The sequence below is a fragment of the Limnohabitans sp. genome (assembly GCF_038134685.1).
Classification (GTDB): Bacteria; Pseudomonadota; Gammaproteobacteria; order Burkholderiales; family Burkholderiaceae_C; genus Limnohabitans_A.
In genome coordinates this window covers 18,949-30,654 of sequence record NZ_JAYPVP010000011.1, presented here as the reverse complement: position 1 = coordinate 30,654, position 11,706 = coordinate 18,949, and the positions used below count along the sequence as shown (strand labels likewise).

Here is an 11,706-nt window from a genome sequence, read left to right as displayed (position 1 = left end):
CCAATGGTCAGCAGCAATCCATCTGCTGTCGACAAGGCTGCAGCCAGACCGCCCGCGGCCACCAGCCCTGCGATGACAAAAGGCATGCTGCCCAGCTCTGGCATGGCCAGCATGACCATGTCGGCCCCCATGCGTAATTCGCCAAACTGCAGGCGACGGTCGCCATTGATGTCAGCCACCTCCACCAGGCCAGGATCCACCCGCGCCCACTGTGCAAGCCACGAGGGCAAATCCTCGAAACTGCTGCCGACGAGGTTATTCATGACCTCAAACTTCACCAGGATGGCTAAAGCCGGCACGCTCAGATACAGCAACACAATAAAGAACAAGGACCAGGCCACCGAACTACGGGTCTGCGCAACGCTGGAGGTGGTGTAAAACCGGGTCAGCAGATGGGGCATGCCCGCGGTACCCAACATCAGACAGAAAGTCAGTGCCAGGAAATTCCACCGGGAAGTTTCGAAGGCCTCACGTTCGGATGGAGTGCCTTGCGGATCGCCCTGGAAAGCCTGGGTTTGGCGAGGCATGCCGGCCAAAGGCATCGATCGCTCATGCGCATCCTGCATGGCACGTGTCCACAACTCTTGCGCCACGCCTACATCCTTGGGCAGTGCAACCAGTTCACGCCGAGCCTGGGCAATTTGCGTGAAGTCTGCCCCATTGATTTTTAATTCACGCACTTTTAACTCAAGGCGCTCGCGCTCGTGTTTCAAGGCGTTGGGTACATCCTGCAATTTACGGGCATAGTCCTGCGCACGTCGCGCGTACTCCTGACGAACATCGATTTCGGCCGGATCCTCGACCAATTGCTGTTCAAGCTGTCCGATTCGCGCCAGCTGACTGCCGTAAGCCACCATGGCCACCGGTGTGCCAAGCTGCCGGTAGGCGAGCCAGGACACGGGTATCAAGAAAGCAAGCAACACAATGATGTACTGCGCTACTTGTGTCCATGTGATGGCACGCATGCCGCCTAAAAAGGAGCACAACAGCACCCCACCCAAACCCAGCAAAATCCCGATTTCAAATTGCACCCCCGTCAAGCGCGAAGCAATCAGGCCAATGCCGTAAATCTGTGCCACCACATAGGTAAATGAGGTCAGAACCGCCGCCCAGGCCGCCAGAATCCGTGGCCACCGTCCCCCAAAACGACGCTGAAAAAAATCGGGCACGGTGTAGAGATTCATGCCCCGCAAAGCCGGAGCAATCCACCAGGCCACCAGACAAAAACCACCCGTCCACCCCAGGATGTAAGCCAAACCACCTGGCTGCTGCCCGGCCCCTGAAAACCCCTGCAGGTACAAAGCCCCGGCCAGACTGATGAAAGAGGCCGCACTGATCCAGTCCGCAGCAGTAGCCATGCCGTTGTACATGGCCGGAATACGGCGCCCTGCGACGTAGTACTCCGCTTCGTCAGAAGTACGCCCCGAAATGCCAATCAGGGCATAGATCATGACGGTCGCGAACAGAAAGATCGGACCGATCAGGTTGCGCGAAAGGCCCCTGCTTTCAGCCCAAGCCAGCAAGCCGATGAGACTGAGCAAAAGCACCGTGTAGATGAGCACATTGCGATGAAGTCGCCAGCGGTAGCCTGCTGGCGAGACCGATGTGTGCTCATCAGTGCCCATAGACAAGGGCGCTTAAGCCGCTTGGCCCAGCGTGGTCCAGGTCTCCACCACAGTGTCGGGATTGAGCGAAATCGAACTGATGCCCTGCGCCATCAGCCACTGGGCAAAGTCCGGGTGATCACTGGGGCCCTGCCCGCAAATACCGATGTACTTGCCCTGCGCCAGACAAGCCTTGATGGCCTGCTCGATCAGTGTGGTCACCGCCGGGTCGCGCTCGTCAAAATCGGCTGCCAGCAATTCCATGCCGGAGTCGCGGTCCAGACCCAGCGTGAGCTGTGTCAGGTCGTTGGAGCCGATCGAGAAGCCATCGAAGAACTGCAGGAAGCGGTCAGCCAGGATGGCGTTGGTGGGCACCTCGCACATCATGATCAGCTTGAGCTCGTTCTCGCCACGCACCAGACCATGGTTGGCCAGGAGTTGCGTCACACGTTCGGCCTGCTTGAGGGTGCGCACAAAGGGCACCATCACCTGCACATTGGTCAGACCCATCTCGCCGCGCACGCGCTTGAGGGCTTCGCACTCCATGGCAAAAGCCTCGCCGAAGTCTTCGCTGATGTAGCGGGTCGCGCCACGGAAGCCCAGCATCGGGTTTTCTTCTTCGGGTTCGTAGCGGCTGCCGCCGATCAGCTTGCGGTACTCGTTGCTCTTGAAGTCCGACAGGCGCACGATGACTGGCTTGGGCCAGAAGGCCGCCGCGATCGAGGCCACACCTTCGGCCACCTTGTCGACGTAGAAAGCACGTGGCGAAGCGTGGCCACGGGCCACGGACTCCACCGCCTTTTTCAGGTCAGCATCGATGGCCGGGTAGTCCAGGATGGCCTTGGGGTGTACGCCGATGTTGTTGTTGATGATGAACTCCAGCCGGGCCAGGCCCACGCCCGCGTTGGGCAGCTGGGCAAAGTCAAACGCCAGCTGGGGGTTGCCCACGTTCATCATGATCTTTGTGGGAATCTCGGGCATGGTGCCGCGCTTGACTTCGGTGATCTCGGTCTCCAGCAGACCATCGTAAATGCGACCCGTATCGCCCTCGGCACAGCTCACCGTCACCAGCGTGCCATCCTTGAGCTGTTCGGTCGCATGGCCGCAGCCCACCACGGCCGGGATGCCCAGCTCGCGCGCGATGATGGCCGCGTGGCAGGTACGACCACCGCGGTTGGTCACGATGGCACTGGCGCGTTTCATCACCGGCTCCCAGTTCGGGTCGGTCATGTCGGTCACCAGCACATCGCCGGGCTGGACCTTGTCCATCTCGCTGATGTTGTGCACCAGACGCACCGGGCCAGTGCCGATCTTCTGGCCAATGGCGCGGCCCTCAGCCAGCACGGTGGAATGGCCCTTGAGCTTGTAGCGCAGCTCGGCCGTGCCCTTGGCCTGGCTCTTCACGGTTTCGGGGCGGGCCTGCAGGATGTAGAGCTGGCCATCGTTGCCGTCTTTGCCCCACTCGATGTCCATCGGGCGGCCATAGTGCTTTTCGATCACCAGTGCGTAGTGCGCCAGTTGCTCGACGTCGGCATCGGTCAGGCTGTAGCGGTTGCGCAGCTCGGTGGGCACATCCACCGTCTTGACCAATTTGCCGCTGGAGGCTTTTTCTTCGGGGGTGGAAAACACCATCTGAATGAGCTTGGAACCCAGGTTGCGACGGATCACCGCGCGCTTGCCTGCAGCCAGCATGGGTTTGTGGACGTAAAACTCGTCAGGGTTCACAGCGCCCTGCACCACCGTCTCGCCCAGACCGTAGCTGGAAGTGATGAACACCACATCTTCAAAGCCGGACTCGGTGTCGATGGTGAACATCACGCCCGCAGCACCCAGGTCGGAGCGCACCATGCGCTGCACGCCGGCCGAAAGGGCCACGTCGGCGTGGGCAAAGCCCTTGTGCACGCGGTAGCTGATCGCGCGGTCGTTGTACAAGGAAGCAAACACCTCTTTCATCTTGTGCAAGACGTCGTCAATGCCCACCACGTTGAGGAAGGTTTCCTGCTGCCCAGCAAAGGAGGCGTCAGGCAGGTCTTCGGCCGTGGCCGAGGAGCGCACGGCAAAGGAGGCCTCTGCGTGGCCATCTTGCAAAGTGATGAAGGCTTCTCGAATGGCTTTTTCCAGATCGGCAGGGAAAGGCTGAGCCTCGACCATGGCGCGGATCTCGGCGCCCACGGCGGCCAGGGCCCGCACGTCTTCGGTGTCCAGCGCATCGAGCTTGGCGTTGATGCGGTCAGACAGACCGTCGAATTTCAGGAATTCACGGAAAGCGTGGGCCGTGGTGGCAAAGCCAGTGGGTACTTTGACCCCGGCAGGCAGCTGGGAAATCATCTCCCCCAGGCTGGCGTTTTTGCCGCCGACGATTTCGACGTCGGCCATGCGCAGTTTTTCGAAAGGAACGACCAAAGCGGTCGCTTCAAACAGGTTGGACATAAGAGACTCCAAAGTTAAAAACCGGGCTCCTGGCCAAAGACACACCGCTGTCATTGTTCTGGTGTGGGATGCGTCGCGCCATGGATAATGGGTTCATTTTAGGGGGCCGCCCTGCCCCATGACCTGAATTTTTCTCAAAATGAGCCTGCGCACTGTTTTTTTTGTGTCTGACGGCACCGGCATCACCGCCGAAACCTTTGGCAACGCCATCTTGGCGCAATTCGAAATGAAGACCCGCCATGTCCGCCTGCCCTTTGTGGACAGCGTGGACAAGGCCCACCAGGCGGTACGGCAAATCAACCACACCTGCGACCTTGAAGGGGCCAAGGCCCTGGTCTTCACCACTTTGGTGAACATGGAAGTCCTGCAGGTCATCAAGGACAACTGCAAGGGCATGTTGATGGACATGTTCGGCACCTTTGTGCATCCCATCGAGCAGGAGCTGGGCATCAAGTCCCACCACCGGGTGGGCCGCTTTTCGGATGTGAGCAAAAGCAAGGAATACCACGACCGCATCGAGGCCATCAACTTCTCGCTGGACCACGACGACGGCCAATCCCACCGGGATCTGGAAGGGGCCGACGTGATTTTGATCGGCGTCAGTCGCAGCGGGAAAACCCCCACCAGCCTCTACCTGGCCATGCAGCATGGACTCAAAGCAGCCAATTACCCACTCATTCCCGAAGACTTTGATCGCAACCAGTTGCCCCCGGCACTGGTTCCTTACCGGAAAAAAATCTTCGGCCTGACCATTCAGCCCGAGCGACTGTCAGAAATCCGCACCGAACGACGCCCCAACTCGCGCTATGCCAGCCTGCAAAATTGTCGCCACGAGGTGGCCGAGGCCGAGGCCATGATGCGCCGCTCAGGCATTCGCTGGCTGTCGACCACGACCAAATCCATTGAAGAGATCGCCACGACCATCCTGCAGGAAGTCAAGCCCGACCGACTGATTTACTGACGCAGCCTCAAGCCTTCAAGGTTGCGGCAATGCGCTCGGCGCAGGCATGGGCTTTGGCCGCATCGCGGGCTTCGACCATGACGCGAACAAGGGGTTCCGTACCACTGGCGCGAATCAACACCCGGCCGTTCTGGCCGAGTTCAGCCTCTACTTCACGGGTTGACTGCTGCAGGGGGGCATGGCTCTTCCAGTCAAAACCAGGCTGCAGGCGCACATTGATCAGGGTTTGCGGGAACAAGGTCACGCCATCAAGCAGTTGCGCCATGGTCTTGCCGCTAGCCACACAGGCACTGAGCACCTGCAAGGCGCTGACCAAGCCATCGCCTGTGGTGTGCTTGTCCAGCACCAACAGGTGGCCCGAGCCCTCGCCGCCCAGCAACCAGCCACGCTCGGCCAGCACCTCCAGCACATAGCGGTCGCCGACATTGGCGCGTTCAAAGGCCACACCCAGTCCACGCAGGGCCACTTCCACGGCCATGTTGGTCATGAGCGTGCCCACGGCGCCAGGCACCTGCTCGCCGCGGCTCAGGCGCTCACGAACCATCAGGTACAGCAACTCGTCGCCGTTGTAGAGGCGCCCCTGTGAATCGACCAGTTGCAGGCGGTCAGCGTCACCATCGAGTGCCACGCCCAGATCAGCCCCATGAGCCTTGACCGCCTCGACCAGCGCTTGCGGGTGGGTGGCCCCCACCCCCTTGTTGATGTTGAGACCATCGGGCGAACAACCAATGGCCACCACCTCAGCACCCAACTCATGGAACACTTTGGGAGCGATGTGATAAGCCGCGCCATGGGCGGCATCCACCACGATTTTCAAACCATGCAAAGACAGCTGCGTCGGGAAAGTGCTTTTGCAAAATTCGATGTAACGGCCTGCAGCATCGTCCAGACGTTTGGCTTTACCCAACTCAGAAGCCTGCACCCATACCGGCGCTTCGTCCAATGCAGCTTCCACATCCAGCTCCCAGTCATCAGGCAATTTGGTACCCTGAGCGCTGAAGAATTTGATGCCGTTGTCTTCGTAAGGGTTATGGCTGGCACTGATCACCACCCCCAAGGATGCACGTTGTGCGCGGGTCAGGTACGCCACAGCAGGCGTAGGCACCGGGCCCAGCAACACCACATCCACACCTGCAGAATTGAATCCGGACTCGAGTGCACTTTCAAGCATGTAACCCGAAATTCGGGTGTCCTTGCCGATCAGTACCGTTGGGTGTTTTTCGTGACGCTTGAGGACGCGACCCACGGCGTGTGCCAGACGGAGCACAAAGTCGGGCGTGATCGGGCTCTGGCCCACGGTTCCGCGAATGCCATCGGTGCCAAAGTAACGACGCGCCATCTTGATTCCTCTTGTTGATCTTGTTCTGATTTTAATGATCTTGCATGGCGCCCCACAGGGCCAAAGCCTGTACCGTGGGCGCGACATCGTGCACACGCACAATGCGCGCGCCCCGCTCCACGCTAAGCAAAGCAGCCGCCACACTGGCCTGTACACGTTGTGCGGGCTCGGGCACCTGCCCGTGCATGACCCGCTCGGCCAGTACCGCACCCAAGGTGGACTTGCGCGACCACCCCACCAGCGTGGGACAACCTAACGCATGAAAACGACCGTGCTCGCGCAGCAAGGTCAAGTTTTGTTGCACTGTCTTGCCAAAACCAATGCCTGGATCCAGCGCCACACGCTGGCGGGATACCCCGTGTTGCTGCGCCTGCAACAAGGCCTGGGCGAAAAATGCCTGCACCTGCTCAAGCACATCTCCCTGCATGGGCTGCACCTGCATCGAGCCCGGCTCACGATGCATGTGCATCAGGCACACACCGATGCGTGAATCGGCGCTCACCACCTCCCATGCACCTGGCTGCCGCAAAGCCCAGACATCATTGATCACATCCACCCCCCAGGCCAGCACCGCCTGCATCACTTCGGGCTTGTAGGTGTCAATCGATACTGGCACATTCCAGCGGACGAGCTCCTTGACGACGGGTTCCAGGCGCGCAAGCTCCTCTTGCAAAGGTACGGCCGGGGCTCCCGGGCGAGTGGATTCCGCGCCGATATCGAGCATGTCTGCGCCTTCGCGCAGGAGATGTTCAGCGTGAGCAAGGGCCTGATCAGGCGCGTTGTACACCCCTCCATCGGAAAAGGAGTCCGGCGTGAGGTTGACGATGCCCATGACTTTGGGCTGCGTCAGGTCAATATCAAAGCGGCGTGTGGTCCAGACGTTCATGTTCAAGCCAACAAAAACGGGGCCGAAGCCCCGTGGTCATGATTCAAGCCCATCAGGCCGCAGTTGGCGCAGCGTCAGGACGCACCGCAGGGGAGCCTCCCTGGCCTCCGCCTCCGGAAGATGGCGTACGTGGCGTCCAATCCTTGGGCGGGCGAGGCTCGCGGCCAGCCATGATGTCGTCCAGCTGCTCGGTGTCAATGGTTTCCCAGTCCAGCAAGGCCTTGGCCATGGCGTGCATCTTGTCGCTGTGCTCCTCGATCAGGCGGCGGGCGAGCCCGTATTGCTCGTCGATGATGCGGCGCACCTCGGCATCGACCTTCTGCATGGTCTGCTCGCTCATGTGGGTGGTCTTGGTGACCGAGCGGCCCAGGAACACTTCACCCTCGTTTTCAGCGTAGACCATGGGGCCCAGCGCATCGGTCATGCCATAACGCATGACCATGTCGCGGGCAATCGACGTGGCGCGCTCAAAGTCATTGGAAGCGCCGGTGGTCATCTGCTTCATGAACACCTCTTCAGCAATACGGCCCCCGAACAGCATGCTGATCTGGTTGAGCATGTATTCGCTGTCGTAGCTGTAGCGGTCTTTTTCGGGCAGGCTCATCGTCACGCCCAGGGCACGGCCACGCGGGATGATGGTGACCTTGTGCACCGGATCACACTTGGGTAACAGTTTGCCGATCAAGGCGTGACCAGCTTCGTGGTAGGCCGTGTTGCGGCGCTCTTCCTCGGGCATGACCATGCTCTTGCGCTCGGGGCCCATGAGGATCTTGTCCTTGGCCTTTTCGAAGTCCTGCATTTCGACCACACGCGCGTTGCGGCGAGCAGCCATCAGCGCTGCTTCATTGCAGAGGTTGGCCAGATCAGCGCCGCTCATACCAGGCGTGCCACGGGAAATGATTTCGGCACTCACGTCTGTCCCGATCGGGATCTTGCGCATGTGCACGTTCAAAATCTGCTCGCGGCCACGAATGTCGGGCAGCGTGACATAGACCTGACGGTCGAAACGACCAGGACGCAACAGCGCGGCATCCAGAATGTCGGGACGGTTGGTGGCCGCCACCACGATCACACCCAGATTGGTTTCAAAACCGTCCATCTCAACCAGCATCTGGTTAAGGGTTTGCTCACGTTCGTCGTTGCCACCGCCCAGGCCAGCGCCACGCTGGCGACCCACGGCATCGATTTCGTCGATGAAGATGATGCAGGGAGCGTTTTTCTTGGCGTTTTCGAACATGTCGCGCACGCGGGCAGCACCCACGCCCACAAACATTTCGACAAAGTCAGAGCCCGAAATGCTGAAGAAAGGCACTTTGGCTTCACCGGCAATGGACTTGGCAAGCAGGGTTTTACCGGTACCGGGAGGGCCCACCAGCAGCAAACCGCGAGGAATACGTCCACCGAGCTTCTGGAATTTTTGCGGGTCTTTCAGGAAGTCAACCACTTCCTTGACTTCTTCCTTGGCTTCGTCGCAACCGGCCACGTCAGCAAAGGTGACCTGGTTGTTATTCTCGTCAAGCATGCGCGCCTTGGATTTGCCGAAGCTGAACGCGCCGCCCTTGCCGCCGCCTTGCATCTGGCGCATGAAGTACACCCACACACCAATGAGCAGGAGCATCGGACCCCAGCTGACCAGCAGGGTCATGAGCAAGGAGCCCTCTTCGCGCGGCTTGACGTCAAATTTGACATCGTTGTTGATCAGGTCACCGATCAGGCCGCGGTCCATGTAAGTGGCTGTGGTGCGGATACGGCGGTCGTCGGTCGTGGTGGCCACAATCTCGGTGCCAGAGGGACCTTCCTGGATGGTGGCCGATTTGATGCGGTTGGAGCGGACCTCATCCAGGAAATCGGAATAAGGCACCGAACCCGCACCCGCCGCACTGCGGCTGTCGAACTGCTTGAACACAGTGAACAGCACCATGGCGATCACCATCCACACGGCAATTTTCGAGAACCATTGGTTATTCAAGACGTAGCTCCAATCCAGCAATATGCTTTTGTGACATTGTAGGCACCAGTTTCACCAGCAGTGCTGACAAAACCCCGCTTCACCTTATGTTTTGGGGGTTTTCAGTTGCATGCCGACCAAAAAAGTCTCGGATGAACGGTCGCGCGAAGCCTTGGGCTTGATCGCCTTGACCACCTTGAACGTATCCTTGAACAGCTGCACCAACTGGCTATATCCCGACCCATGGAACACTTTGGTGACCAACGCGCCCTCGGGTTTGAGGTGTTGCTGGGCAAAATCGATCGCCAATTCAATCAGGTGGCTGATACGCGCCGCATCCACCGACTCCACGCCCGAGAGGTTCGGCGCCATGTCTGACACCACCACATCCAGCTTGCGCCCACCGACCAAGGCTTCCAACTGTTCCATCACCTCGTCCTCACGAAAGTCGCCCTGCAGAAATTGCACCCCTTCAATGGGCTCCATGGGAAGCAAGTCGATGGCAATAATGGTCCCGTTGAGCTCGCCCACGGCAGCCCCCTGCGGCGAGAGTTTGCGGCGCACATACTGACTCCAGGCACCGGGCGTCGAGCCCAGGTCTACCACGTGGTGGCCAGGGCGAATCAGGCCCAGACTCTCGTCGATCTCCTTGAGCTTGTAGGCCGCACGGGCACGGTAACCCTCTTTGTGGGCTTGCTTGACGTAAGGGTCATTCACGTGGTCGTTGAGCCACGCCTTGTTGACCTTTTTGCTTTTTGTATTGATTTTCATTGTGTGGTGTCCAAGCTGGGATAATACCGGTATGCCTCACATTCAACTCACCCCCGCCGAACGCAAGGTGCATCGCGCCGAAGCGCATCACCTCGACCCCGTGGTCATGATCGGCAACGATGGCCTGACAGCCGCCATCATCAAGGAAGCCAACGCGGCTCTCAACGCCCATGGCCTGATCAAGATTCGCGTCCTGGGCGACGACCGCGCCGCCCGCGAAGACATGTTCATGCAGCTGGCCGACCAGCTCAACGCTGCGCCCATTCAGCACATCGGGAAACTGCTGGTGCTGTGGCGTCCGCAGCCCAAAAAAGAAAAGGCGGTTGACGAAGACCGTATGCCCGGCCCGCGCGAGTACAAGGTGCTCAAGTTCAGCAAACGTGGGGGCCAAAAGCCGGAAGTCAAGCACGTCAAAGTGCTGGGCAACCAGCGTCTGACGGCGGGCGGGCAAATCAAGCGAGCCAAGCCCAAGCAGAAATCGGTCAAGAAGCGCGCTGTATAAGCCTGGAGCGGAAAGCCACGCATGGACAGCAACACGCCTTCGCGCTACGTCATCTGCATGAAATGGGGCACCAAGTACGGCCCCGAATACGTCAATCGACTCTATGCCATGGTCAAGCGCCATCTGAGTCTGGACTTCCAGATGGTATGCCTGACAGATGACGACAAGGGCATTCGCCCCGAAGTGCGTTGCCTGCCCATTCCACCGCTGGATTTACCTCCGGGCATCCCTGAGCGCGGCTGGACCAAACTGGTCACGTTTGCACAGGATCTTCACGGCCTGCGCGGCACAGCCCTGTTTCTCGATATCGATGTCGTGGTAGTTGGTTCTCTGGATGACTTCTTCGCCCAACCCGGTGAATTTCTCATCATCCACGACTACAAACGCCCCTGGCGCGTTACTGGCAATTCATCGGTATACCGTTTTGAGTTGGGCGCGCACCCCGAAGTGCTGAGCTATTTCCGGGAAAACTTTGAAAGCATTCGCAAGCAGTTCCGCAACGAGCAAGCCTATTTGTCCGACGTGCTGCACAAGCAAGGCAAGTTGCAATACTGGCCTGAGAGCTGGTGCCCCAGCTTCAAGTACCACAGCATTCCTCGCTGGCCGACCAACTACTGGACCGAGCCATCGATTCCCAAAGATGCGCGTATTGTGATTTTCCACGGCGAGTGCAACCCGCCCGATGCTTTGGCCGGCAAGCGCAACCGGCGCTTTCGCTTCATCAAACCCACCAGCTGGGTGGGTCAGCACTGGCGGGAATAAACCCCGCCAGGTGTGCATCAGAGGTAGTGCACCGCCACAATCTCGTAGCGACGCTCACCCCCTGGCGCCTGCACCACCGCCACATCGCCCTCTTCCTTACCGATCAGGGCACGGGCGATCGGGCTGCTGATGTTGATCAGGCCCAACTTGAGGTCGGCTTCATCTTCGCCCACGATCTGGTATTTGACAGTGTCACCCGAGTCTTCGTCTTCGAGCTCCACCGTCGCGCCAAACACCACACGGCCGCCGGCATCCAGGGAAGATGGGTCGATCACCTGCGCCACTGACAGCTTGCCTTCCACCTCCTGAATACGGCCTTCAATGAAGCCCTGTCGGTCTTTGGCGGCTTCGTACTCTGCGTTCTCGCTCAGGTCTCCCTGAGCACGAGCTTCGGCAATCGCCTGTATCACGGCAGGACGGTCAACGGTTTTGAGACGGTGCAGTTCATCCTTGAGCTTTTCTGCACCGCGTTTGGTGATCGGAATGGTGGCCATGGTGTTGTG

10 protein-coding genes are annotated in these 11,706 nt (G+C 59.5%); 3 read left to right on the top strand and 7 right to left on the bottom strand.

The window, feature by feature from the left end:
* Positions 1-1,625 (bottom strand): VC_2705 family sodium/solute symporter (locus AAFM15_RS06445; protein ID WP_341685940.1); only part of this gene is annotated, 1,625 nt, incomplete at its 3' end.
* A 12-nt stretch (positions 1,626-1,637) separates the two neighbouring features.
* Positions 1,638-4,034 carry a phosphoenolpyruvate synthase gene (gene ppsA / locus AAFM15_RS06440; protein ID WP_341685886.1) on the bottom strand — a complete coding sequence of 799 codons (2,397 nt, stop codon included), beginning with the start codon at positions 4,032-4,034 and terminating at the stop codon, positions 1,638-1,640.
* Between the two features lie 139 nt (positions 4,035-4,173).
* On the opposite strand from ppsA, the gene AAFM15_RS06435 reads away from it, so the two are divergent.
* Entirely contained in the window at positions 4,174-4,995 is an 822-nt protein-coding gene (locus AAFM15_RS06435; RefSeq protein WP_341685885.1) for a pyruvate, water dikinase regulatory protein, read from the top strand.
* Positions 4,996-5,002: 7 nt separating this feature from the next.
* Here the strand turns inward: AAFM15_RS06435 and glmM are convergent, their stop codons facing one another.
* The 4 genes from glmM to AAFM15_RS06415 form a co-directional block, all read right to left on the bottom strand.
* Positions 5,003-6,334 carry a phosphoglucosamine mutase gene (glmM, locus tag AAFM15_RS06430; RefSeq protein ID WP_341685884.1) on the bottom strand — a complete coding sequence of 444 codons (1,332 nt, stop codon included), beginning with the start codon at positions 6,332-6,334 and terminating at the stop codon, positions 5,003-5,005.
* 31 nt (positions 6,335-6,365) lie between these two features.
* Positions 6,366-7,220, bottom strand: coding sequence for a dihydropteroate synthase (gene folP, locus AAFM15_RS06425; protein WP_341685883.1), 855 nt, complete (start codon positions 7,218-7,220; stop codon positions 6,366-6,368).
* Between the two features lie 52 nt (positions 7,221-7,272).
* Positions 7,273-9,189 (bottom strand): ATP-dependent zinc metalloprotease FtsH, encoded by a 1,917-nt coding sequence (ftsH, locus tag AAFM15_RS06420; protein WP_341685882.1) that lies wholly within the window; start codon positions 9,187-9,189, stop codon positions 7,273-7,275.
* A gap of 84 nt (positions 9,190-9,273) precedes the next feature.
* Positions 9,274-9,939 (bottom strand): RlmE family RNA methyltransferase, encoded by a 666-nt coding sequence (locus tag AAFM15_RS06415; RefSeq protein ID WP_341685881.1) that lies wholly within the window; start codon positions 9,937-9,939, stop codon positions 9,274-9,276.
* Positions 9,940-9,970: 31 nt separating this feature from the next.
* Here AAFM15_RS06415 and AAFM15_RS06410 point away from each other — a divergent pair, with 31 nt between their 5' ends.
* Positions 9,971-10,441: a YhbY family RNA-binding protein gene (locus AAFM15_RS06410; RefSeq protein ID WP_341685880.1), complete on the top strand. Its 471-nt coding sequence runs from the start codon at positions 9,971-9,973 to the stop codon at positions 10,439-10,441.
* 21 nt (positions 10,442-10,462) lie between these two features.
* Positions 10,463-11,203: a glycosyltransferase gene (locus tag AAFM15_RS06405; RefSeq protein ID WP_341685879.1), complete on the top strand. Its 741-nt coding sequence runs from the start codon at positions 10,463-10,465 to the stop codon at positions 11,201-11,203.
* Positions 11,204-11,220: 17 nt separating this feature from the next.
* On the opposite strand, the gene greA is transcribed toward AAFM15_RS06405, so the two are convergent.
* On the bottom strand, positions 11,221-11,697 hold the full coding sequence (gene greA, locus AAFM15_RS06400; protein ID WP_341685878.1) for a transcription elongation factor GreA: 477 nt from the start codon (positions 11,695-11,697) through the stop codon (positions 11,221-11,223).
* Between the last annotated feature and the right edge of the window lie 9 nt (positions 11,698-11,706).

Coding starts and splice junctions, on each gene's coding strand:
- ppsA (WP_341685886.1), bottom strand. CDS start 4,034: ATGTCCAACCTGTTTGAAGCGACCGCTTTGGTCGTTCCTTTCGAAAAA.
- AAFM15_RS06435 (WP_341685885.1), top strand. CDS start 4,174: ATGAGCCTGCGCACTGTTTTTTTTGTGTCTGACGGCACCGGCATCACC.
- glmM (WP_341685884.1), bottom strand. CDS start 6,334: ATGGCGCGTCGTTACTTTGGCACCGATGGCATTCGCGGAACCGTGGGC.
- folP (WP_341685883.1), bottom strand. CDS start 7,220: ATGAACGTCTGGACCACACGCCGCTTTGATATTGACCTGACGCAGCCC.
- AAFM15_RS06415 (WP_341685881.1), bottom strand. CDS start 9,939: ATGAAAATCAATACAAAAAGCAAAAAGGTCAACAAGGCGTGGCTCAAC.
- AAFM15_RS06410 (WP_341685880.1), top strand. CDS start 9,971: ATGCCTCACATTCAACTCACCCCCGCCGAACGCAAGGTGCATCGCGCC.
- AAFM15_RS06405 (WP_341685879.1), top strand. CDS start 10,463: ATGGACAGCAACACGCCTTCGCGCTACGTCATCTGCATGAAATGGGGC.
- greA (WP_341685878.1), bottom strand. CDS start 11,697: ATGGCCACCATTCCGATCACCAAACGCGGTGCAGAAAAGCTCAAGGAT.